Source organism: Bradyrhizobium sp. SZCCHNR1043 (genome assembly GCF_032489675.1).
Lineage (GTDB): Bacteria > Pseudomonadota > Alphaproteobacteria > Rhizobiales > Xanthobacteraceae > Bradyrhizobium.
Genome location: NZ_JAUEYN010000002.1, coordinates 456,681 through 481,731 on the forward strand (window position 1 = coordinate 456,681; position 25,051 = coordinate 481,731).

General features: G+C 64.3%; 21 protein-coding genes, 1 tRNA gene and 1 pseudogene. 7 read left to right on the forward strand and 16 right to left on the reverse strand.

Going from position 1 to position 25,051, the window contains the following annotated elements; translation table 11 throughout:
* Positions 1-129 precede the first annotated feature (129 nt).
* Positions 130-1,095: a LysR substrate-binding domain-containing protein gene (locus QX039_RS04825; protein WP_315736971.1), complete on the forward strand. Its 966-nt coding sequence runs from the start codon at positions 130-132 to the stop codon at positions 1,093-1,095.
* Positions 1,096-1,143: 48 nt separating this feature from the next.
* Here QX039_RS04825 and QX039_RS04830 read toward each other — a convergent pair whose 3' ends face one another.
* The 7 genes from QX039_RS04830 to QX039_RS04860 all read right to left on the reverse strand — a co-directional run bounded on the left by QX039_RS04830 (position 1,144) and on the right by QX039_RS04860 (position 10,579).
* Positions 1,144-2,766, reverse strand: coding sequence for a PEP/pyruvate-binding domain-containing protein (locus tag QX039_RS04830; RefSeq protein WP_315771626.1), 1,623 nt, complete (start codon positions 2,764-2,766; stop codon positions 1,144-1,146).
* A gap of 11 nt (positions 2,767-2,777) precedes the next feature.
* Complete coding sequence (locus tag QX039_RS04835; protein WP_315771628.1) at positions 2,778-4,703, reverse strand: hypothetical protein; 1,926 nt, start codon at positions 4,701-4,703, stop codon at positions 2,778-2,780.
* A gap of 274 nt (positions 4,704-4,977) precedes the next feature.
* A complete protein-coding gene (locus tag QX039_RS04840; protein ID WP_315771721.1) occupies positions 4,978-6,015 on the reverse strand; it encodes a zinc-dependent alcohol dehydrogenase family protein in 1,038 nt (345 codons plus the stop codon).
* A 205-nt stretch (positions 6,016-6,220) separates the two neighbouring features.
* A complete protein-coding gene (locus QX039_RS04845) occupies positions 6,221-7,225 on the reverse strand; it encodes an FAD:protein FMN transferase (RefSeq protein ID WP_409998852.1) in 1,005 nt (334 codons plus the stop codon).
* Positions 7,206-9,410 (reverse strand): PepSY domain-containing protein, encoded by a 2,205-nt coding sequence (locus QX039_RS04850; protein ID WP_315771631.1) that lies wholly within the window; start codon positions 9,408-9,410, stop codon positions 7,206-7,208. The genes QX039_RS04845 and QX039_RS04850 overlap by 20 nt, the downstream gene beginning before the upstream one ends.
* 23 nt (positions 9,411-9,433) lie before the next feature.
* Positions 9,434-9,904 (reverse strand): DUF2271 domain-containing protein, encoded by a 471-nt coding sequence (locus QX039_RS04855; RefSeq protein ID WP_315736963.1) that lies wholly within the window; start codon positions 9,902-9,904, stop codon positions 9,434-9,436.
* A gap of 252 nt (positions 9,905-10,156) precedes the next feature.
* Positions 10,157-10,579: a PepSY domain-containing protein gene (locus QX039_RS04860; RefSeq protein ID WP_315771633.1), complete on the reverse strand. Its 423-nt coding sequence runs from the start codon at positions 10,577-10,579 to the stop codon at positions 10,157-10,159.
* A gap of 161 nt (positions 10,580-10,740) precedes the next feature.
* On the opposite strand from QX039_RS04860, the gene QX039_RS04865 reads away from it, so the two are divergent.
* The 3 genes and pseudogenes from QX039_RS04865 to QX039_RS04875 form a co-directional block, all read left to right on the forward strand.
* A complete protein-coding gene (locus QX039_RS04865) occupies positions 10,741-11,403 on the forward strand; it encodes a response regulator transcription factor (protein ID WP_315736961.1) in 663 nt (220 codons plus the stop codon).
* Positions 11,400-12,800, forward strand: a complete 1,401-nt coding sequence (locus tag QX039_RS04870) for an ATP-binding protein (RefSeq protein WP_315771635.1) — start codon at positions 11,400-11,402, stop codon at positions 12,798-12,800. The genes QX039_RS04865 and QX039_RS04870 overlap by 4 nt, the downstream gene beginning before the upstream one ends.
* Before the next feature lie 96 nt (positions 12,801-12,896).
* Positions 12,897-13,078, forward strand: a pseudogene (locus QX039_RS04875) (transposase); the annotation flags it as partial.
* Between the two features lie 134 nt (positions 13,079-13,212).
* Here the strand turns inward: QX039_RS04875 and QX039_RS04880 are convergent.
* From QX039_RS04880 to QX039_RS04915, 8 genes are all read right to left on the reverse strand, one after another.
* Positions 13,213-13,288 (reverse strand) — tRNA-Lys (locus tag QX039_RS04880).
* Positions 13,289-13,453: 165 nt separating this feature from the next.
* Positions 13,454-14,059: a Spy/CpxP family protein refolding chaperone gene (locus tag QX039_RS04885; protein WP_315771636.1), complete on the reverse strand. Its 606-nt coding sequence runs from the start codon at positions 14,057-14,059 to the stop codon at positions 13,454-13,456.
* A 149-nt stretch (positions 14,060-14,208) separates the two neighbouring features.
* Positions 14,209-15,534: a TRAP transporter large permease subunit gene (locus QX039_RS04890; protein WP_315771638.1), complete on the reverse strand. Its 1,326-nt coding sequence runs from the start codon at positions 15,532-15,534 to the stop codon at positions 14,209-14,211.
* Positions 15,531-16,097: a TRAP transporter small permease gene (locus tag QX039_RS04895; protein WP_315771641.1), complete on the reverse strand. Its 567-nt coding sequence runs from the start codon at positions 16,095-16,097 to the stop codon at positions 15,531-15,533. The genes QX039_RS04890 and QX039_RS04895 overlap by 4 nt, the downstream gene beginning before the upstream one ends.
* Before the next feature lie 122 nt (positions 16,098-16,219).
* A complete protein-coding gene (locus QX039_RS04900) occupies positions 16,220-17,236 on the reverse strand; it encodes a TRAP transporter substrate-binding protein (protein ID WP_315736952.1) in 1,017 nt (338 codons plus the stop codon).
* A 299-nt stretch (positions 17,237-17,535) separates the two neighbouring features.
* On the reverse strand, positions 17,536-19,113 hold the full coding sequence (locus QX039_RS04905) for a 2-isopropylmalate synthase (RefSeq protein WP_315736950.1): 1,578 nt from the start codon (positions 19,111-19,113) through the stop codon (positions 17,536-17,538).
* Positions 19,114-19,225: 112 nt separating this feature from the next.
* Positions 19,226-19,351: a hypothetical protein gene (locus QX039_RS04910; protein WP_284423887.1), complete on the reverse strand. Its 126-nt coding sequence runs from the start codon at positions 19,349-19,351 to the stop codon at positions 19,226-19,228.
* Between the two features lie 296 nt (positions 19,352-19,647).
* Positions 19,648-19,782, reverse strand: a complete 135-nt coding sequence (locus QX039_RS04915) for a hypothetical protein (RefSeq protein ID WP_315736949.1) — start codon at positions 19,780-19,782, stop codon at positions 19,648-19,650.
* A 442-nt stretch (positions 19,783-20,224) separates the two neighbouring features.
* Between QX039_RS04915 and QX039_RS04920 the strand changes: the two genes are divergently transcribed.
* Positions 20,225-20,983 (forward strand): alpha/beta hydrolase, encoded by a 759-nt coding sequence (locus QX039_RS04920; protein ID WP_315736948.1) that lies wholly within the window; start codon positions 20,225-20,227, stop codon positions 20,981-20,983.
* Here QX039_RS04920 and QX039_RS04925 read toward each other — a convergent pair.
* Entirely contained in the window at positions 20,966-21,460 is a 495-nt protein-coding gene (locus QX039_RS04925; RefSeq protein ID WP_315737082.1) for a hypothetical protein, read from the reverse strand. The genes QX039_RS04920 and QX039_RS04925 overlap by 18 nt on opposite strands.
* Before the next feature lie 140 nt (positions 21,461-21,600).
* On the opposite strand from QX039_RS04925, the gene QX039_RS04930 reads away from it, so the two are divergent.
* On the forward strand, positions 21,601-23,160 hold the full coding sequence (locus tag QX039_RS04930; protein WP_315771642.1) for a serine hydrolase: 1,560 nt from the start codon (positions 21,601-21,603) through the stop codon (positions 23,158-23,160).
* A gap of 249 nt (positions 23,161-23,409) precedes the next feature.
* Positions 23,410-24,861, forward strand: a complete 1,452-nt coding sequence (locus QX039_RS04935; protein WP_315771643.1) for a HAMP domain-containing sensor histidine kinase — start codon at positions 23,410-23,412, stop codon at positions 24,859-24,861.
* Positions 24,862-25,051 lie beyond the last annotated feature (190 nt).

Below are 25,051 nucleotides of genomic sequence, written 5' to 3' on the forward strand. Positions count from 1 at the left end.
ACCCGGAGCTGACGAGCCTAAAAAACGAGCCACCCCTCACCCTGCCAAAAAAGATCGCAGCAGAGGCTTTGATCGTCCAATGAATAATGGCACCCTGTTCATACGCAGATGTTATGGACTGGAGGACTGATGGCGCGGATCAACTCGCGGCAGGTCGAAGCCTTCCGGGCGATGATGCTGAGCGGCAGTGTGACCGAAGCCGCCAAGCTGATGGCGGTGACGCAGCCGGCGGTCAGCCGGCTGCTGCGCGACCTTCAGGCGCTGCTCAAGATGGAGCTGTTCGAACGGCGCGGCACCGGCCTGGTGCCGACCGCCGCGGCGACGGCGCTCTACATGGAGGTGGAACGCTCCTTCGTCGGGCTCGATCGCATCACCGCGGCCGCTGAGGAGATCCGTGGCCGGCGCACCGGCACGCTGCGCATCGCCGCCCTGCCCGCTCTTGCCAATGGCTATCTGCCGCGGCTGGCGGGCGGCTTCCTGCAGGAGCGGCCCAATCTCAATCTCGCGTTTTTCGGCGTGATCTCGCCGATCGTGATCGACTGGGTGCTGAACGCGCAATGCGACGTCGGCTTTGCCGAAGTGCCGATCGCCCATGCCGGCCTGCCGAGTATCAAGCTGCCGGCGCTGGCGCGCGTTGCCGTCCTCCCGGCAGGCCATCGGCTTTGTGCGAAGACAATCTTGGTGCCGCGCGACTTCGAGGGGGAGACCTTCATCTCGCTCTCGTCAGGCTCCACCAGCCGGCATCTGATCGATCAGATCTTCCATCGCGAGGATGTCAGGCGCGTGCTGCGGGTCGAGACGACGCTGTCGGAAATCATGTGCGGGATGGTGTCGTCGGGACTGGGCGTCTCGATTTGTGATCCGTTCACCGCGCGCGAATTCGACGGCCGCGGCGTGGTGATGCGGCCATTCACGCCGCGCATCGATTTCGAATTCGCCGCGGTGTTTCCGCCGCAGCGCAGCCCCTCGCCGGTGGCGCTGGACCTCGTCGAGTCGGTGCGACAGGCCCTGGAAGAGCTCAGCCGGGCATCAAGCGCTGGAGAAACCGGGGAAGGCTTGGTCGGGGGCCTGGTGGGCGCACCTACGACCCGCTGATTGAGCGGCGTATGATCCGGTCCTTCGCCTAGACCAGGGTTCAACTGGTCAGGCCGCGGGCGCTTCAGCGATTGCGCCTCCAGGCGCCGGATCGCGCGGAAACCGCCATGCCGACAGCTCCGCAAGCTCAGCTTCGGGCCGTTGCGCGACGATTTCGCCGCGTCCCAGGTAGAGACGGCCCGTATTGCCGTCGACGGTGATCCAGTCGCCGGGGGACACGACCGCTGCGCCGATACGCGCCTGCTGCGCTTCACCATCGACCCGGATCGCGGCGCAACCGACCACGCAGGGCTTGCCCATCTGACGGGCGACAAGCGAGGCATGCGCGGTGCGGGCGCCAACGGCCGTGACGATCCCGGAAGCTGCAGCGAAACCCGCGATGTCTGCGGTGCTGGTGTCGTGACGGATCAGAATGACCGGATCACCTGCCGCCGCGAGGCGTTCCGCGGACGCGCTGTCGAAGGCCGCCCGACCCGTTGCGACACCGCCGGAAGCCGCAACTCCCACGGCTGCGGGCTGGCCGGCCGAAACGAGCGAGGTCTCCGTGAGTGCCTCGACATCAATGCCTTCAAGTCTTCCCAGGGCCTCTTCCTGCGTGATCGATCCTTCGTGCACGAGGTCGACCGCGATGCGGAGCGCGGCGCGCGGGGTGCGCTTGGCGGCCCTTGTCTGCAGGATCCACAATCGGCCTTCCTCGATGGTGAATTCGATGTCCTGCACATCGCGAAATTCACTTTCCAGCCGCTTCAGAGTTGCACGCAGCCCCAGCGCCACATCCGGCAGCGCCCGTGACAGGGCCCTCTCGGTTTCCGGCGTCCTTCGGCCGGAGACGACGTCCTCGCCCTGCGAATCGAACATGACGTCGATGACCGGCTCGTCCGCTCCCGTCGAGGGATCGCGCGAGAATGCGACGCCCGCACCGGACGACATACCGCCATTGCCGAACACCATGGCCTGCACCGTGACCGCCGTGCCCTCGAGATGCTCGAGGCCCTCGAGCCGGCGATAGGTCCGCGCCCGCTCACTGGTCCAGGATCGATAGACGGCCCGCGCCGAGCGTTCCAGCTGCACCGCGGCATCTTCGAGCCATCCGTCATCATCGAACTCTTCCAGGAGCTTGTGTTCGTCGCAAACCAGCCGCTCGAGCGCCTCGCTGTCCAGCTCACGCTCGTTGCTGACGCCTTCAGCGGCAATCATCTGGCTCAATCGCTCGGCGAGCGGGGCCGGATCGATCCCGACGACCGTTTCGGCGTAGCTCTCGAGCAGGCGCCGCCGGCAGTCCCAGGCCAGCCGCGGCCGCCCCGTTGCACGCACCAGACCGCGCACGGCGCGCGACGTGCAGCCGACATTGAGAACGGTATCCAGCATGCCCGGCATCGACCGCGCCGCACCGGACCTGACGGACACGAGCAGCGGATTGCGCGAGCAGCCGAACGACTTTCCGGTCGCCTGCTCGAGGAAGGCGATCCCTCCTTTCAGTCCGTCAACGAGCTGGCGCGTTGCCTGCCCCTTGCCGGCCACCACGTCGGCGCAAAGCTGCACCGGCAGCACGAAGGCAGGCGGCACCGGCAGATCCAGCGCCGCCATCCGGGCGAGATTTGCCGCCTTCGCCCCGACCTCTTCGGCGCCGGGCAGCTCGCGCCGGCCATCCCCGATCCGCACCATCATCATCACATCGTTCCCTAGGCCGAGAGGTCACTCATCGTGTACCGCCGCAGCAAATGGCCGAAGCTCGCCAGGCAGTCGGTCGCGCGCTCGATCGCCCGCGCGAGCTCCAGAGCGCCAAGAGAGGCTGCCAGATCGAGCCCGCCGGAGAACACGCTCGCAGTGATTTCCCGTTCCTTGGCATCCGCCTGGTGCTCGGCATCCATCAGCCGGGAAACCGCCGCCAACGCATCTTCCGAATCTGCCCGGCGGCCTTCCTGGACCTCGGCAGCGGCGGCGAGGCCCGACGCGGCGTGCTCGGTTGCCGACACCGCAACCAACGCGAGCGCCCCCAGTGCGGACCTGATCTCGGGCTTCAGCGCGCCCGGCGCCAGCGACGCAATGAACGCAGCCTGCTCCAACTCATCGATCGCCTGCTCGATCCGGTCGACCAGGTCGCCGATCACCGGCCGCGCAGCGAGCCGCGCGATTTCCGCACGCGCCTCGATGGCGATCCGGTCGGCCTTCCGCTCGATCCGGCCCGCCCGCTCCGCGAGCTGCCTGACCAACGTCGGCTCCGGTTCGATCATCGACACGGCCTGTTGGACCAGCGCCGCCACATCGCGCGCCAGGCCGATCTGTCGGAGCACCATCGCGAGCAATCCGCTATCGACGCGATCGAGATGTCTGACCAACTCGGCGCCGATCCGGTCCCGCGCCAGCCGTGACGACTGCCCCTCGCGCAAAGCCTCGGTCGAGACCTGCAGGCACGTCTTGAGGAAACCGATCGCGGCCTCTCGCCCCAGCACCTGGTCGAGCCGCTCGCCGAAGCCGATGCGCGTCGGTGCCGCGCTGCGCACGGCTGCGCCGAGCAGCTCGCTGCCGCCAAGCTCCAGAAAGCCGCGGTGACCGACACGCTGCCGCGCCGCCCATTCCAGGATACGAACCGCATCGGTCTTGGCGACCCAGCTGCGCAGCAGTTTGCGCGCCTTGTTCCAGTCGATCAGGAACACCAGCGAAGATCCGATGGCGGCGAGCAATTCGTCGCGATCGTCGGGCGCTCCATACTCACAAGATCCGGTGACGAGATAGAACGTCCCGTCGTCCTCGAGCCCCGCGGCGGCATGCTTGTCCAGGCCGCTCCATTTCAGCGAACACTCGTCGAACAGCGATACGAAGAACTTCGCGCGCGCCAGATGAACATCGGTATAGGTGATGGTCACGGCGCTCGCCGTGACCACGATGACGATCACATGCGCATCGGTGGTGCCGATGTCGTTCTGGATGACCAGCCGGTCGCCCGCCCGGATTGCGGTCGTATCGAGCCCGGGATGATTGAACTTGAGCGGTCTCGTCTCGTTGAGCCCGCGCATGAAGCTCGCGATCGGTGCGCGATCGGCGTCCTGCACGCCGAAGACATGTGCGCCGGCGATGACCTCCTCCGAGTTGCTCGCGGCCAGACGGTTCAATGCCTTGTGCAGGTCCATCACCAGCCGATGCAGGCTGTCCGGTCCGTCATGCTCGACCCCGGTCAGCCGACCGACGCGGGCGATCTCGATCTCCGGCGTCGCTTCGAGGTGACCCGCGCTGCGGATCGAGGCCAGGCGTCTTTCGAACTGCTGACCTTCCGACGGATTGCCTGCGGCGGCGGCACCGATCATCGCGAGAATATCGCCCTCGATGCCCTTCAGCAGAGGAGCGAGTCCCGGTGCCACCACCTTGTCGTCGCCAGCAAGATGTGCGCCGCCGATCAGTGTGACGAGCGCCGCAGGCGCCAGCCCGGCAGCGCGGCTCTCCATCGCGAGATCAGGCACGTTCGCGCGCGGCTGTCTTGCATGTTGGACCGCGGCCTGCAGCGCGCTGAGGCGGAGCTTGATGCGATCGTTGGCGGCCAGTCCCTCTGCCACGAGCTGCGGCAGCAGGATGTCGGGTTGTCCGAGCTCTCTGACAATTTCAGTTTTCATCGGCGCACGTCGCAGTTTGATAACGGCCTCGTAGCAGCCGGCGAACGGTGCAGTGTTGCGCTGGATCATTCATCGAAGTGTCACATTCGGCGATCAGCGCTGAAGCTCGGCAGTCCGTAGGTTACGTGCGTCTTTCCCAAAATGTCGCAGTCGTGCGATCGATGCCTTCGTCCAAGCCTGCGACGACAGAACTGAACCCTTCGTCTGGATCGAGAAAAAGGTTAGCCAGCGCCCCTTCAAAGGCCGACGTATCCCCCGGCTATGAGTCCGGGTACTAGAACTCGATCAGTACCTTCAGGGCGTGCGTACTGGCAGCTGCTCTGAAGGTCTCATAGGCGTCCAGGATCTTTTCGAACTTGAACCGATGGGTGATGAGCTTCTTCGCGTCGATCCTGCGAGATTGTACCGTTTTAAGCAGCATCGGCGTGGTGACAGTGTCGACGAGCCTTGTCGTGATCGCAATATTGCGGTCCCACAGCCGCTCCAGGTGCAAATCGACCTTGACGCCGTGAACACCGATATTGGCAATGACGCCGCCGGGCGCAACGATATCCTCGCAGACGATGAAGCTCGCCGGCACACCGACCGCTTCCATGGCGGTGTCGACGCCGCGACCGCCCGTCATCTCCATGATCTTTTCAACAGCCTTGCCATCCTTGTTGTTGATGACAGTTGTGGCGCCGAAGCGGGACGACATCTCCAGGCGATTGTCGTCGAGGTCGATCATGATGATTTCGGCCGGCGAGTAGAATTGGGCCGTCAGCAGGGCTGCCAAGCCGATCGGGCCGGCGCCGACGATCGCCACCGTCGAGCCGGGCTGGACCTTACCGTTGAGCACGCCGCACTCGAAGCCGGTCGGAAGAATGTCGCTCAGCATCACCAACGCGTCTTCTTCGGTTCCGGCCGGCACATGATAAAGGCTGGTGTCAGCAAACGGAGTACGCACGTATTCCGCCTGCGTTCCGTCGATTCGGTTGCCAAGGATCCAGCCGCCATTCACACAATGGGAATACATTCCGCGCCGGCAATAGTCGCAGGTCCCGCAGGAGGAAATGCAGGAGATGATGACGTGATCGCCCGGCCTGAAGGCGGTAACGGCGCCGCCGATCTTGTCGACGATGCCGACGCCCTCATGGCCAAGAATTCGGCCGGGTACACAGGTCGGAACGTCGCCTTTCAATATGTGGAGGTCAGTCCCGCAGATTGTCGTCTTCACAAGCTTGACGATGGCGTCGGTCGGAGCCGAAATCTCGGGTTTCGGCCTTTCCTCAACGGCCTTCTTTCCCGGACCGTTATAGACGAGCGCCTTCATGACCATCTCCTCTGCGTCGCGGACGAAAAATTCGCAGAGGAAGCTAAATGGGCGACGATGCGCGAGCTTGATGTTGGTCAAACCTCTCCATCCGGCTGCATCACGATGATTTGTCGGAACCAAGATCCAGCATCGAGAGCCAATCCACCGCATGGCCGTTTGCCGCCGTACCTAGGCAGCTAGGCGGAGCGCGTGCACATCGACCTCACCCATGTGATGGATCTTGCCGCCTCATCTCCGCCGACGCTGCCCAAGGCACCTCGAACGCCGGACCGACCGGAATCTCGACCAACCTCTCGTTCCCTCGCTGGATAAGCAGGGCACTGAGGCCCTGCTCCTGCGCCAGCGCCTTGCTCTGCACCGGACCGAGGACCATGAATGCCGTCGCCCATGCGTCAGCATCCATGCAGCTTGCCGCGACGACGGAGACTGAGGCGATTGCGTTGTCGATGGGACCGCCGCGTGACCGGTCCATGGTGTGAGACAGACGTTTTCGCCCGAGATCGATCCAATGCCGGTAATCGCCTGAAGTAGCGACCGCCGCGTCCCATAATTCAATGACGCCAAGCGGACCGCGCTGTTCGTAGTCGGGCTTTTCCACCGCCACGCGCCAAGGTGTTCCGTCCGCCTTGGCGCCTCGTGCTTTCAGCTCTCCATCCAGACTGACCAGCGCATTGGAAATACCGAGGGCCTCGACCGTTCGCATCATCTCGTCCACGGCGAAACCCTTGGCGATTCCTGAAAGGTCCAACGTAGACTGCGCGTGTTTGCGCACCCTGCTTCCCGGCACATCCAGCTCTAGAACCGTATGGGTTGGCGGCAGTCGCTCACGAAGCGCCATCTGGATCGCGTCCTTGTCGGGAGCAGAGGCAGCAGGTCCGAAGCCCCAGGCATTGACCAGGTGCCCCAGGCCGATGTCAAAGGCTCCGCCCGATGCATGTCCGATCGTCACGCCCCGTTGCAGAACTTGCATGATCTCGGCAGGTAGGGATACCCAGACGCCTTGCGCGGCCGAGTTCAATCGCATCAGATCGCTGTCCGGCTTCCATGTGGACATCTGGCGGTCGACGCGATCGACGGCACGAGCCAGGGCGGCCTCCAGTGCGGCAATGTCGGTGTCAGGAAAAGCATAGACCAGCGCCGACCAGCGCGTTCCCATCGTGGCGCCGCTCAATGCGTGGCGAACAAGATCAGTAGACATCTTCAGCAAGCCTCCCCTGGGCCTTGAGCACCATGGGCGTCAGGCCGGTCGGCGCGAGCACATCAGCTATCGCCTCCGTCACGCCCGCCGCCATGTCGCGCCCACCACACACCATGACCTGCGCACCACCGGCGATCAGGGCACGAAATCGATCGGCGTCCTTGCGCAGCCGATCCTGCACATAGCCGCCGCCTTTCACGCGCGAGAAGGCGGTGGCGAGGCTCGTCAGCCGTCTGTCATGCAGCCAGCCGGCGATCTCGCGCTCATAGAGGAAGTCCGAGGCTGGATCGCGGCCGCCGAAATAGAGATGCATGGGCCTGCGCGAGAAATTGGCGCGGACCAATCCCGCCAGGGGACCAATGCCGGTGCCGGCGCCGATCAGGATGACCGGCTTTCGTCCGCGCGCCGGACGGAAGGCTGGATTGGCCTTCACGAAGGCCTCGACGCTGTCGCCCGGCTCAAGCCCGTGAAGCAGGCCCGAGCAAAGCCCGCCGGGATGTTTGCGCACGCAGATCTCGACAAATCCATCGCTGGTCGAACTGGCCAACGAATAATAGCGCGGTGAGGTGCAGCCCGGCGGCACGATGCCTATGAGGTCGCCTGCCGTGAAGCGCGGCCAGCCGCCCCCTGCGACGCGCGCGAACATGTGGCTCATCGGCAGCGCGAAGCGCAGCACGCAGGTTGGCGCCTGCACCTCCGCGCCGTAGTCGACGCGGTCGACAAGCGTCAGGGTATGCGTGCGCGGCCGCTCCGGCACATGCAGCAGCGCCAGCTCTTCGCCCATGACCTGAGACAGCGCCTCGCCCCATCGGGCGAATTCCTGCTCGGATTGGCGGTCGATCGTCTCCAGCGGCATCAGCGACGCCCAGCCCTTCCGCGCCAACGTCGCTTCGACGCCGCGAGCGAAACGGCAGAATTGCGGAAATTGCCGGTCACCGAAGCCGAGGACCGCGATTGGGAAAGGCGGCGGCTCTGTGATCCCGTCGAGGCGTTTGAGGAACACGCTGGCCGTCGCGGGAGCCGCGCCGTCGCCATAGGTCGCGGCCAGCAGGAACATGCGCCGCGCCGATGGATAGGATCGCAACAAGCTATCCATCGAGGCCGTATGAACCCTGTGTCCGCTAACCGTCAGGGCAGCGTGTAGCGTGCGGGCGAAGCCCCATGTGCTGCCACCTTCGCTCCCGACCAGGATCACGGTGTCGGCGTTCTTGGCGATAACGTTGTCAGCAATTGGAGCATATGCACGGCGCCGGCTCCACCACATCACAGCTCCGCTCAAGCCAAGTACCGGAACGTTGAGGGCACTGACGCCCAGCAGCAAGCCGAGCCACCACAGCCCTTGGCCGGTGTGCAGCATGTAGATGAATTCGTAGATCTGCCGGGCGATTGAATGGTCGTGCCAAGCCAGCAGGCCTCCGCCCGCGGGATCGACATATCCTTCGCCGGTCGCGGTGGTCAGGTGAAAGAGGTCGTCCGGGTTCGCCGGGTTGGGAAAAGTCAGCACTCGGAGCTGGGAAAGATCGATGCCGCGCAAGGCAGCGATTTGCTCGACGGGAAGAGCCGGGCCGCGGGTCGTCGCCGTCGGGAAAGCGGGCGCCTGCGACATGCCGTCCGAAATCAGTCCGAACGTGGTGAGCGACAGATAGAGCGCCGTCAGAGTTGACAGCAGAAGCCCACCAGCCGCCAGCCGGCCGAGGTCGGTATGTAGTCGCTGAATGCCATTGCCGCGCGCCCGGCTGAGAATCTGTCCCCATCCTCCCATGCGCCGGGCGGTCATCTGCAGGCCAGACAGCAGCAGGACCAGCATCGCCAGCGCGCCGGCGCCGGCGGCCACGCGCCCGCTATCGCCGAGAAAGAACGAACGATGCAGGTTGGTCATCCAGCGTTCGAACGCCGAGCGCGTGTAGTCCGAAACAAATTCACCGCTCACAGGGTTCACCACGCTCGCGGCCGGGCCATCGTTCCCGGAATAGAAGGCGATGATCTTACCGGAGGGCAGGCGTTTGAGCTCCTCCACACCAGGATAGGTGCCGACGACTCGGCCAGCCAAAGCGGCGACGGTGACACTGCTTGGCGAAATTGCTTCAGCCCGATCCCAGGCCGGAATCGCCGACAGCACCGAACCGCTGATCGCGAGTGCCATCAGCGGAATGATGACGAAAAGGCCTAGAATCCGATGAATCCAGCGCAGCATGACATCCATCCCTGTCCATAGGCCTACATGGCGTAGGTGAAGGAGCGGACGTAGCTTCGGCCCGCCGCGGGCCGACTTGCTCCCGCGGATGTCAGCGGAACGACCACCTCGGACGGGCTGTCCCGCATGTCCTCGGCGGCGGCGTCGATGTGGAGCTTGTAGCCTGCATCAAAGAGCGCATCCGCGAGGTCCAGCGTGACTTTCAGCGTCCGGCCGGCACCGACGCTGGCACCCGTAATGCCGTTGATTTCGGCGGGGTTTCCGCGGGATCCTCGGTTCCAACCGCTGAGATGGCTGTAATATTTGGACTTTGAGCCCGCCACCCACAGCGTGCCTTTATAGGCGCCCGTGGAATCGGTCACGTAAAGCGCGAGATAGGCTCCGTTCCCGCCATAGTTGCTGAGCGTGGTGGTCAGCGTGACAGGACGCGCCATGGCGAGCCCGGGAGCGGTCAGCGCGGTGGTGACGGCAAGGACGGCGAGCAGCGATTTCATTGTTGGTCTCCAGCAGTGGCGTATTGATCGCACCAAGACTGAAGACCGCAGATGACGTGCTCCTGAAGGTCGATCGGAATCTGCTTCAGGCAGCCGTCAGGTTGGACCTTTTCAAAAACGGCAAACGCCCCGCAGCAGGCGGGGCGTCCTTGAACGCGATGTGTTCGTTCGCCTCAGGCAATGGAAGTCAATGGCGCCGACTCTCACCTTCTCTGATCACGGCTCCAACGAGATGGACTCCGTACCACGGCATCACTTGACTTCGGCCTTGGGGGCGGCACCGCCCTGAAAAAGCCCGTTGGAAGGCGGTACTCCCGCTGGCTCAGGGGCTCCCCCCGGCCCGGAGCGTCCACCACGCCGGGCACCGTCTTCCTCATCATCGCGGTTCCTGCCGTGCTCTCCACGCTTCTGTTTCACGCGGATCACGGCGAGCGATGCGGGATCCACCTTTGCCTCGATGTCACGACCGTTCTCGTCCTGCCCTCTAATCTCGAAGCATCCGTCGTCGATCTTGATCCTTCGCACGGTCCAGCCGCGCGCCTTTGCCATTTGCTCGACTGCTTCGCGCGGCTGCCATTGGGCCATGGGAACCTTGCAGTCGTCACTATCAGCCACCGCCAGACCCGGCGCCAGAGTGCCCATCAGAATGGCGACGATCACTGCTATCGCTTTCACGTTTCCTGCTCCCGTTCGAAGCCTCAACCTGTCGTCCTTGTGAGCCGGTTTCCTGACGGCGACCTGAAGACGCTGTGGCTTTTGCGTCAGGTCAACGTCAGATTCCCCTCTATGACTATCTATGATCCGAGATGGATGGGGGGGGTGGGCGGAATGAGGCGATGCGGATATTGCTGATTGAAGACGACACGATTCTGGGCGCTGCGGTGCGCGACCAGATCGTCTCCGATGGACACTCAGTTGACTGGGTTACCCGCCTTGATGCCGCGCAGGACCATCTGCGCAGCACGGCCTATGACCTGCTTCTACTGGATCTGATGCTGCCCGACGGTCGCGGTATCAAGCTCCTGCGCGATCTCCGCACCGAGGGCACGGTGACGCCGGTCATCATCCTGACGGCACTCGATCAACTCTCCGATCGCATTGAAGGCCTCAACGCCGGCGCGGACGATTATATGATCAAGCCCTTCGATCTTTCGGAGCTTTCGGCGCGGTTGAACGCCGTCGCGCGTCGCTATTCCGGTAATCCGAATCCACTTGTCGGGATCGGCGATCTCCAGATCGATCTGGCCGCCCGCTCAATCACCCGTGCAGGAAAGAACATCAACTTGACAGCGCGAGAATGGGTGCTGTTCGAGACCTTCGTGCAGCGACCGCGTCGGGTCCTGTCAAAGACCATTCTTGAGGAACGGCTCTATTCATTTGGAGAAGAGATCGAGAGCAACACCATCGAGGTGCACGTCAGTCGGCTTCGCAAGAAGCTCGGACACGACGTCATCGAGACGGTGCGTGGTCTCGGTTACCGACTGGGACACAGCGCATGATGCCGCCGCGCAGCTTGCAGTGGCGCATCTCGCTGTGGCTAGGACTCGGCATCGCACTTCTCTGGATCGTCGCAGCCGTCGCGACAGCTCAAAGGCTGCGCCACGAAATGAACAGGGTTTTCGATAGTGCGCTCGAGGAAACAGCCCAGCGCATCCTGCCACTCGCAGTGCTCGACGTCCTGGACCGTGAGGACGGCGACACCTCGCAGCGTATTGCGACCCTGAGGGAGCATGACGAGTACTTCACTTATATCGTGCGCGACGCGCGCGGGTCCGTGCTGCTGCGCTCGCACCGCGCTGACGACGCGATATTTCCGCCTTTCGCCAAGACGGGGTTCGTCGACACAGCGACCCACCGACTCTACTTCGACGCCGCGCTGCGAAACACGGTGACGATCGCCGTGGCAGAACCGCTTGCCCACCGTCGCGAGGTCGCAAACAAGGCTCTCCTCGGTCTGGCTCTGCCGCTCGGCCTCTTGGTGCCTCTCGGTCTTGTGGCGGTTTGGGGCGTCGTGCGCGTCTCGATGGCGCCGGTCAGGCGCCTGGGGAGGGGTATAGAGGCGCGTGGCAGCGGCGACCTGTCTCCGATTCCGGTCGCAGACCTGCCCTCCGAGATCGCACCGATTGCCGACGCTGTGAACCACCTGTTGGAAGGGCTTCGGCGTGCACTGGAAGCTGAGCGAAGCTTTACTGCCAACTCTGCGCACGAACTGCGTACACCGATCGCCGCCGCGTTGGCGCAGACACAGCGGCTGATCGCGGAGACGCAGGACGCTGCGGCGCAAAGTCGGGCACAGCAGATCGAGACGGCGCTGCGGCGGCTTTGGCGACTGTCTGAAAAGTTGATGCAACTGGCAAAGGCCGAGGGCGGGCGCCTTCAAGCCAAGGAGACGATCGACATCGCATCCGTGCTGAAATTAGTCTCAGACGAGATAATGCGCGATCCGGCCACGGCCGGCCGGCTTGTTCTCAATATTCCTGCGACGCCGGTTCTGTTGGATATTGATACCGATGCTTTTGCCATTCTGGCGCGCAACCTGATCGAGAATGGCCTCAAGCACGGAGCGTCGGACGCTCCGGTCACAGTGACACTTTCAAACATTGGCGTGCTCACGGTGACCAACGAAGGACCGCCGGTTCCGCCAGAGTTGCTGACGCGCCTGTCCCGCCCCTTCGAGCGCGGTCGTACTGATGCAGAAGGATCCGGCCTGGGCCTGGCCATTGCAAGAGCCATCGCCTCCGGCGTTGGCGGCGAGCTTATTCTAACATCTCCGTTGCCTGGAGCGCAGAGTGGTTTCCAGGCCCGCTTTTCCCTCCAAGCCTTGGGCCCAGTTGAAGAAAGTGCGAGTAGAAAGGGAAAAAACCCCGGCGCGGTAGGCTCGACGCATTGCATGTGATGAGAATACGAAAAACCGGGCGCGTCCTCACCTGTCCACGACGGGAGGCCAGGCCGGCAGACCGACGGCCGCTAGGTCACTCCGGAAGGCGAGCAGCTGAACAGCGACGGCCGCCGCCGCGAGGTTCTCGGCATGGACATCGTCCCTCCGAGACATTCTGGACGGCGTTCCTGCACGTGCTCGCCCGCCGTGGGCTGTGCGGCGTCAAACTTGTGATCTCCGACGCGGATGAAGACATCAAGGCTTCAGTCAGCAAGGTCCTGTCCGCATCGCGCCAAGCTGCATTCGACCGATCCGATCGAGCGGCTCAATGGCGAGATCAAGCGCCGGCATCTTCCGAAATGACCGCTTGTCGGAATGGCTTCACGGGATCAGCCAATTCACGGGATCAGCCAAGAGTCCTTGAAAGGCTTGGTGGGCGCACTAGGGCTCGAACCTAGGACCCGCTGATTAAGAGTCAGCTGCTCTACCAACTGAGCTATGCGCCCGGATCTTGCATCCGGAGAAAGCCTTCCGCGAGAGCCGGTCGTTTAGCAAAGCGATTCCGAGATGTCCAGCGATCCCTGAGGATTTTTCGGCACTTTCGATGCAGAAAAACCGCCGGCGGGCGGCGGTTTTCCCCAAGTGAAATCAGACGGATCGTTAAACGGCTGTCAGAGCCGCCCGGACTCGCGTTCCTCCTCGGACCAGCCCATGCGGCCCATCGGTCCCGGGCCGAAACGATGCTCGCCGAAGCCCGGACCATCCTCCGTGCCGCCCTCGCCGCGCTCCATCCAGCGGTGATGGCGCGGACCGTCCGGTCCCATCATGCGCCCCATCGGCCGGGTCAGCATCGACAGCCGGCGCTTCTGGCCGTCGTCGAGCGTCTTGTAGAGCGGGTCGGCGGCGTCGGCGACCTTCTTCATCGCATCCGCCGTGACCGCCATGGTGTCGGCACGCTCGCGCAGCCGCGCCACCGGATCGACATCCTTGTCCTGCGCCTCGTCGGCGGCCTTCATCCGCGCGTTGGCACGATCGAACCGCAGCTTGACGAGATCGCGCACCGCGCTCTCGACCGGCGGCCACAATTTCTCCTGGTCCGCCGTCAGCTTCAGTCCGGCATGGACGGAAGCGATGCGCGCATCGAGCATGGCGGCGCGATCTTCCGGATTCATGCGCGCATGGTGCATGTGATCATGAAACCAGCCGCGCTGGGCGTAGACCGCGGTCGAGCCGGCGATGGCGAGCACGGCGACTGCGGCGATAGTGAACCTTCTCATGCCAACCTCCTTGGAAACTCGGATCAGCATGAGCCTGCCGTTCCGCGCCTTCAACTTACAGTTTGGACAGAGTGTACGACCTTACGAAGATGTAATTGCTTCAAATACCTTTCTGTTTTTGCAAATCAGTTTCAGTTTGTTGCCGCGCCTCAAAGCATCCCCAGCATGCGCGGCAACCACAGCGAGATTTCCGGCACGTAGGTGACGAGCGCGAGGAAGCCCAGCATCGTCAGCAGCCAGGGCATGACGGCGATGGTCAGTTCGGTGATGCCCATCTTGGCGATGCCGGAGGCCACGTAGAGGTTGAGCCCGACGGGCGGGTGGCACATGCCGACCTCCATGTTGACCACCATCAGGATGCCCAGATGCACCGGATGGATGCCGAGCTTGACCGCGACCGGGAACAGGATCGGCGCCATGATCAAGACGATCGAGGTCGCCTCCATCACGTTGCCGGCGAGCAGCAGCAGGATGTTCACCACCAGCAGGAACACCGCCCAGTTGACGCCGGCGCCTGCCATCCAGTTGGCGATCTGCTGCGGGATGTTCTCGTTCGCCATCAGGAACGAGAACAGCACGGCATTGGTGATGATGTAGAGGATCATCGCGCTCATATTGGCCGAGCCGAGCAGCACCTTCGGCACGTCCTTCAGCGACATGTCGCGATAGACGAACACCGCGATGACGAAGGCATAGACGGCGCTGACGGCCGCGGCCTCGGTCGGCGTGAACTTGCCGGTGTAGATGCCGCCCAGCACGATCACGATCAGCAGCAGGCCCCAGATGCATTTGCGGAACGCGACGAGGCGCTCGGCCCAGCTCGCCCGCGGCATCCGCGGATAGTCGTTCTTCCAGGCGCGGTAGAAGGTGGTGAAGCCGAGCAGGCTCGCCAGCATCAGCCCAGGGATCACGCCGGCGATGAACAGCTGACCGACCGAGGCCGAGGAGACGCGATGGCCGGCCGGATCGAGCGCGATGCTGCCGCCGGTGGCGACCGCATAGACCACCATCACGATCGACGGCGGGATCAGGATGCCCAGCGCGCCCGAGGTCGTGATGACGCCGGCGCCGAAGCGCTTCGGAAAGCCCTGGCGAACCATCGCCGGCAGCATGATCGAGCCGATTGCGATCACCGTCGCCGGCGACGAGCCGGACACGGCGGCGAACAGCGCGCAGGCCATCACGCCGGCAAGGCCGAGGCCGCCATACCAGTGCCCGACCATCGAGGTGGCGAAATTGATCATCCGCCGGGCGACGCCGCCATGGGTCAGGAAGTTGCCGGCCAGGATGAAGAACGGGATCGCCATGATCTCGAAATTGTCGATGCCCGTGAACAATTTCAGCGCGACCGACTCGGTCGGCACGTTGGTCATGAAGAAGACGAAGGACAGCACGGTCAAGCCGAGCGCGATCGAGATCGGCATGCCCGTCAGCATCAGGAAGATGAGCAGGCTGAAGATGAGGAGGCTGCTCATCGCGCGGCCTCCACGCTCGTCGTCTCGATGCCCTCGACGGCCGCATGATCATGATGCGGTAGCTCGTCGTGGCGCAGATAGTGCCAGGCGACCTGCAGGAAGCGGAAGCACATCAGATAGGAACCGAGCGGGATGCAGAGATAGACCAGCCAGCTCGGCAGCTCCATGTCGGGCGTCACCTGGTCGGTCTGCGACAGGCCGTAGACGAACTTGGCGCCCATGGTGCCGATGATGGAGGTGAACAGCGCTCCGCAAAGCAGGCCGAACAGCACCGTCACCTTGCGCAGCGATGGCCGCATCATGTTGACGACGACGTCCACGCCGACATGGATGCCGGTGCGCACGCCATAGGCGGCGCCGAACTTCGCCATCCACACGAACATGTAGATGCAGAGCTCCTGCGCCCAGGACAGGTCGATCGGAAACAGGATCGGATAGAGGAACGGCACGCCGACCAGATAGCGGTGCAGCACGGCCACGAAGATGATCGAGGTCGCCGCCGCGATCAGGAATGCGATCAGGATCTCCTCGAGCCGATCGAGGATGCGCAACAGAAAGCCCAAGTCCCCTACCCCCACAATCAAACGTCCGCGGCGCTTGGCTGCGCCGTCTGCCTTCTTGCGCGCCGAGTGCTTCACCCCCTCGGTGCGCGGACCATGGCCCGCGCACCGCTCGCCTCACGCCATCAGTTGGTCGTGCCGCGCGTCTCCTTCAGGAACTCGTCGATCAGCGGCTGGCCGACGCGCCCCGCGACGTCCTTGTAGACCGGCATCATCGCCTTGCGCATCGCCTCGTCCTGGGCCGGCGTCAGCTTGACCAGCTCGGTCTTGCCGGATTTGCGGATCTCCTCGAGCGCGTCGTCGTTCTCCTTCGCCGACTGGTTGTTGCCGTAGGCGGTCGCTTCCTTCATCGCCTTCTCGCAGGCGGCGCGGATATCCGGCGGCAGGCCGTCCCAGAACTTCTTGTTCACGACCACGACGTAGCCGATGTAGCCGTGATTGGTCAGCGTGATGTACTTCTGCACCTCGTGCATCTTCTGGGTATAGATGTTCGAGGGCGTGTTCTCCTGGCCGTCGACGACGCCGGTCTGCAGCGCCTGGTAGACTTCCGAGAACGCCATCACCTGCGGAATCGCGCCGAGCGTCCGGAACTGCGCGTCCAGCACCTTCGAAGACTGGATGCGGAACTTCAGACCCTTGTAGTCGGCGGGATCGACGAGCTTCTTGTTGGCGCTCATCTGCTTGAAGCCGTTGTCCCAGTAGGCGAGGCCGATCATGCCCTTGGGCTCGAGCAGCTTCAGCAGCCTGGCGCCGAGCGGGCCGTCGGTCACCTTCCGCAAGGTGGCGAGGTCGGGCAGGATGTAGGGCAGATCGAACACCTCGAATTCCTTGATGCCGATCGGGCCGAACTTCGAGTTCGACGGCGCCAGCATCTGGACCGCGCCGAGCTGCAACGCCTCGAGCTCTTCCTTGTCCTTGTAGAGCTGCGAGTTCGGATAGACTTCGACCTTGACCTTGCCGTCGGTGTACTTCTCGGCCAGCTCCTTGAACTTGTCGGCGGCGAGGCCCTTCGGGGTGTTCGAGGCCACCACGTGGCTGAACTTGATCACGATCGGATTGTCGGCGGCGAGGGCCGGGCCGGCCAGAGCGAGCACCGCGAGCGAGGCGGCGGTGGCGATCACATGGCGAAACTTGAAGTGCAAGGTGTCCTCCCGACGTTTCGGGGGACATTGCAATGACGCCCCCGCTTTGTATGCCAAGGACATTGTTAGCGGGTCGCCGGCCGGAATGCCATTGACCGTTAGCCGCAGAGGCGGGGATTCCCGTGCTGCAGCGCAAAAATGGTAGTGACTGTCATTCCGGGGCAGCCGCGCAAGCGGCTGAGCCCGGAATCCGGAGGTTATTGGCGCTGGCGCAAGCCAAGCTCGGGATTCCGGGTTCGACGCTGCGCGTCGCCCCGGAATGACGAAGCAAGGTTCGGCCCCAACCGACGATCGTGAGCTCAGCTCGCCGCTGCGGCCGCCGTACCCGCGCCCTGCGCCACGTCGCGCTGGCGCTTCATGACCAGCTTGTTGAGCGCACCCAGATAGGCCTTCGCAGATGCCACCAGCGTATCCGGATCCGCCGCGCGCGCGGTCATCGAGCGGCCATCCTGCGACAGGCGGACCGAGACCTCGGCCTGCGCGTCGGTGCCCTCGGTGACGGCGTGGACCTGGTACAGCTCCAGCTTGGCCTCGTGCGGCACCAGCGACTTGATGCAGTTGAACACGGCATCGACCGGCCCGTTGCCCTCGCTCTCCTCGATCTTCGTCACGCCGTCGACGTCGAGCTTCATGGTGGCGCGCTGCGGGCCACGGGTGCCGGCAATCACCGACAGCGACAGCAGCTTGATCCGGTCATGGGCACTGACCATGCCCTCGTCGATCAAGGCCTCGATGTCCTCGTCGTAGATGTGCTTCTTGCGATCGGCCAGCGCCTTGAAGCGGACGAAGGCGTCCTCGACCTGGTTGCCTGCCAGCTTGTGGCCCATCTCCTCCAGCTTGTGGACGAAGGCGTGACGGCCGGAATGCTTGCCCATCACCAGCGAGGTCTGCTTCACGCCGACCGTCTCCGGCAGCATGATCTCGTAGGTCTGCGCGTTCTTCAGCATGCCGTCCTGATGGATGCCGCTCTCATGCGCGAACGCATTACGGCCGACGATGGCCTTGTTGTACTGCACCGGGAACGAGGTCGCGGCCGAGACCACCTTCGAGGCGTGGGTGAGCTGCGTGGTGTCGATCTTGTTCCAGTACGGCAGCTTGTCGTTGCGCACGCGCATCGCCATCACGACCTCTTCCAGGGCCGCGTTGCCGGCGCGCTCGCCGATGCCATTGATGGTGCATTCGATCTGGCGGGCGCCGGCGCGGACGCCGGCCATCGAGTTGGCGACCGCCATGCCCAGGTCGTTGTGGCAGTGGACCGAGAACACCGCCTTGTCGGAGTTCGGCACGCTCTCGCGCACGCGCTTGAACAGGTCGTAATACTCCTCCGGCACGGCATAGCCGACGGTGTCTGGGATGTTGATGGTGGTGGCGCCGGCCTTGATCGCAGCCTCGACGCAGCGGCACAGGAAGTCGAACTCGGTGCGGGTGCCGTCCTCGGACGACCACTCGACGTCGTCGGTGTGGTTGCGCGCGCGCGTCACCGAGGAGATCACCAGCTCGTAGACCTGCTGCGGGTCCATCTGCAGCTTGTACTTCATGTGCACCGGCGAGGTGGACAGGAAGGTATGGATGCGGCCGCGCCTGGCCGGGCGGATCGCCTCCGCACAGCGGTCGATGTCCTTGGCGCCGGCGCGCGACAGGCCGCAGATCACCGCGTTCTGGGACCGCTTGGCGATCTCGTTGACAGCCTCGAAGTCACCGTCGGACGCGATCGGGAAGCCGGCCTCGATGATGTCGACGCCCATGCCGTCCAGCATGGCCGCGATGTTGAGCTTCTCCTCGAAGGTCATGGTGGCGCCGGGGCACTGCTCGCCGTCGCGCAGGGTGGTATCGAAAATGACGACGCGGTCCTTGTCGGACTGAACGGGATTGGACATCTGCTTTCCTCGAACTTTTCGGGTGGTGCGCGTGGCTTCCAGAGGCGCTGAAGGGTGTTTCGGTGTCGAAGCAGCCCCCTGAGTGCCCAGGCGCATCCCGCCCAGCCGGCCCTCAGGGGCAGCTAAGAAGCAGAAGCTCGATCGCGCCGATCAGGTCGGCGGGCTGCAGCGCGGCGAGCGCGATCGTCCGGGCGTCTGCCCCGGCGATGGCCTCGATCTCTGCGCTGCGAATCAGCATTGCCAAACCCTTTGCGAGAACACGAAAACTGTGCGGCAAAACCGTTGACGGTTTGTTGCCGAGGTGCCCTCGACAGCGCTTTTACTGGGAATGGGAGGGTCTCGCAACGCCGAATAATGGTCAGGAGGGGTGACGTATTGGGGCGGGCACGCGCCGCTCTCCCTATAAATAGTGTCATCCCGGGCAAGGCCGCCAACGCGCCAGCGTTGGTGGACGCCGACCCGGGATCCATACGCCGCGGCGGATTTGGCTGGGCGAGTTGGAGCGGCCATCGTGCCTCGCAGATCTCCCTGGGGTTATGGATCCCGGATCGGCGCACGCGTGACCGCGCGCTTGTCCGGGATGACGGTGAGGGTGTGGTTGTCGGCATCTGCACCAGCACGCATTTCACGCTCCCGCGACACATCCGTGCCCGAGTTGTTCACCGGCATCGAACCCTCTTCCATCAGAGGGTGCAGGGAAGACCGGGCGTCTGCCGACACCCGCGGCCCCCGTGCGATAGAAAATGCACGGGGCAGGAACCACAGGATCGGCCAGGACAACCCGGCCTTCCCTGCGCAACGGCTTTACGGCTTACTTCGCGCTCTCCCTGGGGATCGGCGTTCTTGCCCCCATCGCCCGCGCCGCGGCTTCGCGCAACGGCACGAACTTGACCTCAGCATCGGGAGGCCAGGACCACACGACTTCGCCGTCCGCAAAACGCCGGTCGTCCACCGGCGCCTCACGGCCATCGCTCCCCGCACTCCACGTATCGTGACGACGCGTACGCCCCTCTTCGATGAGGCGGGATGACGTAGAGAAGCACGTTTTCTGAAAAAAGGAAAGAGGGAATTTCGTCGAATACGAAGATCGAGCGTGTGGTAACATGACCTCATGACAAACCGCATCTTCGTCCACGGCGTGCCGGACACGCCTGCAATCTGGGGCCCGCTGATCGCCGCCATCGGCGAGACCGTTGCCATCCCCTCCCTACCCGGCTTCCGTGACGAGGCTCCTGCCGGCTTCGCCTGCACCAAGGATGCCTACGCCGACTGGCTGGTCGCGCTGATGGAAGCACAGCACGCGGCGGTCGGGCCGCTCGACCTGGTCGGGCATGATTGGGGCGCGCTGCTGGTGCTGCGGGCCGCATCGCTGCGGCCGGAGTTGGTGCGGTCCTGGGCGGTGGCCGGCGGTGCGCTCGATCCGGACTATCGGGGACATCGCATTGCACGGATCTGGAACACGACTGTGCTCGGCGAGATCTTCATGGCGGTGTCGACCCAGAGCGCGATGGCGCGGATGTTCCGGCAGAACGGATTGCCATCCGAATTGGCGGCGCGCGAAGCCGCCGCGTGGCAGGCCCCGATGCGCCGGGCGATCCTCGCGCTGTATCGCTCCGCCGACGGGCTGCGCTTCAAGGGCGACTGGATCGCGCGGCTCAACAAACTACCGCGGCGCGGGCTGGTGATATCAGGCACGCAGGACCCTTTCGTGCCGCTCGACACGCTCAGCAGGTTTGCGCAAGCGCACGGAGCGCCGCTCCATGTCGAGGCGGACGCCGGCCACTGGAGCATCGTCGAGCGGCCGCAGAGCATCGCGGCTGCGCTGCGGACGCATTGGGCGGGACCCCCGGTCCTATTGCGAGAGGGCTGAGACCAGCGCGTCCCGAACGAGATCGGCAATCTCCTGATCGTGGCCCTGGTGCGCGCTGAACACGTATTGTTGCCCGAGGAGTTGCGTTCGCTTCTCGACGTTCCAAATCCGCAGAGTGACTTTGTGCCGGCCATCGCTGAGAACGGCAGCGTTGCCGACCAGCACGAGATCAAAATGCAGATCTCGAGATTTCTCGAATTGCGGCAGCAGAATATCCGGATGACCTGGGCTTGCCATCGGGACAGGCTCTTCGACGACCCGGAGCGACGGCATTGCGTGGAATCGCGCGCGTAGCGCGCTCGTCAGAAGGGCGGCATCATCTCCCGCCTCGGGCGTCATCGCATGCAGCTCGGGCACCGCGATCACGCGTTCGCCTTCGGCCGAAGCAGGTCGCGCCAGGACCGTGAGCAGAGCCGCGACGGCAAATGCAACACCAAGAAAAACGTCATGAAAACGTCGAAGTATGCCGGCCTGCATGGTCACTTCAATCCTCATCTCAATCTACGCCCGAGCAATGGGCCGGCTCTTCGACGTGCGCGCCGGTTATCACACAATCTTTGATGGATTGCGGTCCTCTGATACCATAACCTGAAAGTCGCTCATCGGAGACATTCGACATGGCGCGTCTCAAGACCGGACTTTGGTTGTTCTCGGCGCTGCTGGTGGCCCGGCTGTTCTCCAGCGCAGCCTTCGCCGAGGACTTGAGCCTCGCCCGCTTTCCTCAATCCGACTGGGCGACCGCCACGCCTGAGGACGAAGGGATGGATTCGGCGGCCCTCGCAAAACTCGTCGCTTCCGGCAAGGCGATGCGGTTCGACAGCCTGCTGATCACGCGCCATGGCCGCATCGTGCTCGATGCCAGCTACGCGCCCTACAAGGCCGACGAGCCGCACATCATCAATTCCGCGACCAAAGCCGTGGTCTCGACGCTGATTGCGATGCTGCTCAAGGACGGCGTGCTCGACAGTCTCGATCATCCGGTGCTCGACTTCTTCAAGGATCGCAAGATCGACAATGTCGACGCGCGCAAGCAGGCGCTCACGGTGCAGCACCTGCTCAACATGACTTCCGGGTTCGACTGGGACGAGGGTTATAGCGGCGGCGCCGAGACATCCCTCTACGAGATGGGCCGGAGCCCGGATTGGGTGCAGTACATCCTTGACCGGCCGATGGCGCAAGCGCCCGGCGAGATGTTCTACTACAACAGCGGCAACTCCCATCTGCTCTCCGCGATCGTCACGAAGCTCACCGGCAAGAGCGCAGAGGACTTCGCCAAGGAGAGGCTGTTTGGGCCGCTCGGGATCACCGAGCACGCCTGGTTCAAGGATGCCCAGGGAATTTCCGCCGGCGGTTTCGGGCTCGCGCTGAAGCCGCGCGACATGGCGAAGATCGGCTACCTCTATCTGCGGCGCGGCCGCTGGGGCGAGCAGCAATTGCTGCCGCCGGACTGGATCGAAGCCGTCAACCACGCCACCGTCAGCATGAATGCGAAGTTCGATCCGGGGCTCTCCTACGCCGATCAGTTCTGGGCCCTGCCGGACAAACACGTGTTCATGGCGGTCGGCTACCACTGCCAGGTCATCATGGTGCTGCCCGACCGCGACATCGTGGCGGTGATGACCGCGCGCGAGTTCTGTCCATTCCGCAAGCTCGCCAACACCATTTCGGCCACTGTGACATCTGACAGCGCCCTGCCTGCGGCGCCGGAAGCGGCAGCCGCGCTCGCCGCTGATGTCCGCGAGGTCGCGACGGAAACGCGAGGCCCGGTCGGAGCCGTGCCGGAGATGGCGGCTTCCGTCTCGGGCAAGACCTACAGCTTCCCGCCCGGCCCGCTCGGCATCAACACGATCAAGCTGGACCTCACGGGACCGGAACCGCAGGTCACCTGGGACATCCCCTCGCGGGACCGCGCCGGAGGCACGGTGCATCTGCAGAGCCCGATCGGCCTCGATGGCCTCTATCGCAAGACCGCGCCGCCCCATCCCTGGCAGCCCTTCACCTACCGGGCCATGAAGGGCAGCTGGATCGACGCCACGACCTTCGTGATCGACGCCCAGTTCGTTGGCCAGGGCGAGGAGCGCAATTGGCGGCTCAGCTTCGACGGCGACAAGGTGACGTTCCGAACGAAGGGCCGCTACGGCAAGGACGTAGTGGTCGAGGGTCATGCGGCGCCATGAGTCCTCGGCGGCTCTGCGCAGCCTGACGAAAGTCGAGCGCAAATGCTGCAGCACTGATCGGCTCCGTTCGGCTGGGCGGAGACATGCCGCACGGCGAGAATTGGAACAGTTCTCATAGCGCTCTGCGTGCCGCGGGCGGCGGATGCGATCTCCCGTCGTTTTCTCAACCAACGCATCTCGTGTATGTCTGCCCTCCCGCCGAGGCTCTCACTCCGCGGCGGGGGATCGTTTTTCGATTGCGGTGGCATAATGTTGAGATTGCTGGAGCGTCTGGGTCTCCGTTTCGAGGATACCGTCGAGGAGCGGCGTTTCGTCGACCATTACGTCCGCGGCAGCACCGCCTGGACGCAGATCGCGATGCTGCTCGGCGCCCTCACCTTTGCCGGCTACACGCTGTGGGACTGGGTGCTCTATCCCGAGATCGTGCCGACCACGTTCGCGATCCGCGGCGGGACCGCCGCGCTGGTGCTGCTGCCGCTGACGGCTTTGCTGTCGACGCCGGCGCGCCGATGGGCCGAGCCGATTCATCTGGTCTATTGCGTGATCCCCGGCTGCGTGCTGCCGACGATCTACTGGGTGCTGCCGTCGGGCTTCACCTACTCCGCGGCCGGCATGATCATCGTCATCCTGTTCGTATCGACCATGCTGCCGTTGCGCACCGGCTCCTACGCGATCTTCTGTGCAACGAGCTGGAGCGCGCTGGCGGTGGCCGAGAGTCTTGCGACCGAGCCGCTGCCGCCCGGCCTGCGCTTCATCGATCATTCGCTGGTCGGCAATGCCTGCCTGCTCTCGCTCTATGCCGTCGGGGCGCGGGAGTACCAGGCACGCAAGCAGTTCCGCACCGCCGAGGCGCTGCAGCGCGAGAAGGAACGCTCCGAGGCCTCGTTGCGCGATCTGCATGCCACGCAGGCCCATCTGGTGCAGGCCGAGAAGCTGGCCTCGCTCGGCCAGCTCGTCGCCGGCGTCGGCCACGAGGTCAGCACGCCGCTGGGCCTCGCGCTGACCACGTCGACGGCGATGGAAGGCGACGTCGAGGCGATCGCCCGCATGCTCGGCGGCGGCCCGGTGCGCCGCTCGGATCTGGCGCGGGGGGTCGAGCGGCTGCAGCAGGGTCTGCACCTGACGACGCAGAGCCTGCATCGTGCCTCCGAGATGGTGCACAGCTTCAAGCAGGTCGCCGTCGACCAGGCCAACGAAACGCTGCAGACCTTCGAGCTGCAAAGCTGGATCAGCGATCACGTCGCGAAGCTCCGCCCGCTGCTGGCGCGCCAGGGACTGACGGTCGTGCTCTCCTGCCCGGAGGGCATCGTGCTCACCAGCTATCCCGGCGCGCTCGGACAGGTCATCAGCATCCTCGCCTTCAATGCGGCGACGCATGCCTATCCTGGCGACATCAGCGGCGTCTTCACCGTGGAGGTCGCACCACCCAGCGAGGACTCGGTGCGCATCGTCTGTGCCGACCAGGGCGTCGGCATGCGCGACCACGTGCGCGGCCGGGTGTTCGATCCGTTCTTCACCACGCGCCGCGAGAAGGGCAATGCCGGCCTCGGTCTGCACATCGCCTTCAACCTCGTCGCGTCCACGCTCGGGGGCCGCATCGAGCTCGACAGCCAGCCGCAGCAGGGCACGCGCGTGACGCTCGACATTCCGCTGATCGGCCCCGGCAAGCCGGCGGAGCTGGAGCTCGCAGCGGCACAATAGTCCCGGCCGATCGCGCGTATCGATGGAGCACGATGAGCGCGCATTCCGGCACGACGTATCCGATGCGCTGACAAGGGTCGGCGCCGAGTCCCGAAAAATGAGACCGACGGTGCTTCATTCGCCAAAGCGGGTGAAGAAGCGCCGCGCATGCGCAACGTCTGCGCGTTCGTGCATCGGTCTGCGCACGCCA

Bases quoted from the DNA above. Each gene is read 5' to 3' on its own strand.
- QX039_RS04825 (WP_315736971.1), top strand. From the start codon at position 130: ATGGCGCGGATCAACTCGCGGCAGGTCGAAGCCTTCCGGGCGATGATG.
- QX039_RS04830 (WP_315771626.1), bottom strand. From the start codon at position 2,766: ATGATGATGGTGCGGATCGGGGATGGCCGGCGCGAGCTGCCCGGCGCC.
- QX039_RS04835 (WP_315771628.1), bottom strand. From the start codon at position 4,703: ATGAAAACTGAAATTGTCAGAGAGCTCGGACAACCCGACATCCTGCTG.
- QX039_RS04840 (WP_315771721.1), bottom strand. From the start codon at position 6,015: ATGAAGGCGCTCGTCTATAACGGTCCGGGAAAGAAGGCCGTTGAGGAA.
- QX039_RS04850 (WP_315771631.1), bottom strand. From the start codon at position 9,410: ATGCTGCGCTGGATTCATCGGATTCTAGGCCTTTTCGTCATCATTCCG.
- QX039_RS04855 (WP_315736963.1), bottom strand. From the start codon at position 9,904: ATGAAATCGCTGCTCGCCGTCCTTGCCGTCACCACCGCGCTGACCGCT.
- QX039_RS04865 (WP_315736961.1), top strand. From the start codon at position 10,741: ATGCGGATATTGCTGATTGAAGACGACACGATTCTGGGCGCTGCGGTG.
- QX039_RS04870 (WP_315771635.1), top strand. From the start codon at position 11,400: ATGATGCCGCCGCGCAGCTTGCAGTGGCGCATCTCGCTGTGGCTAGGA.
- QX039_RS04885 (WP_315771636.1), bottom strand. From the start codon at position 14,059: ATGAGAAGGTTCACTATCGCCGCAGTCGCCGTGCTCGCCATCGCCGGC.
- QX039_RS04890 (WP_315771638.1), bottom strand. From the start codon at position 15,534: ATGAGCAGCCTCCTCATCTTCAGCCTGCTCATCTTCCTGATGCTGACG.
- QX039_RS04905 (WP_315736950.1), bottom strand. From the start codon at position 19,113: ATGTCCAATCCCGTTCAGTCCGACAAGGACCGCGTCGTCATTTTCGAT.
- QX039_RS04910 (WP_284423887.1), bottom strand. From the start codon at position 19,351: ATGCTGATTCGCAGCGCAGAGATCGAGGCCATCGCCGGGGCAGACGCC.
- QX039_RS04915 (WP_315736949.1), bottom strand. From the start codon at position 19,782: ATGCCGGTGAACAACTCGGGCACGGATGTGTCGCGGGAGCGTGAAATG.
- QX039_RS04920 (WP_315736948.1), top strand. From the start codon at position 20,225: ATGACAAACCGCATCTTCGTCCACGGCGTGCCGGACACGCCTGCAATC.
- QX039_RS04925 (WP_315737082.1), bottom strand. From the start codon at position 21,460: ATGCAGGCCGGCATACTTCGACGTTTTCATGACGTTTTTCTTGGTGTT.
- QX039_RS04930 (WP_315771642.1), top strand. From the start codon at position 21,601: ATGGCGCGTCTCAAGACCGGACTTTGGTTGTTCTCGGCGCTGCTGGTG.
- QX039_RS04935 (WP_315771643.1), top strand. From the start codon at position 23,410: ATGTTGAGATTGCTGGAGCGTCTGGGTCTCCGTTTCGAGGATACCGTC.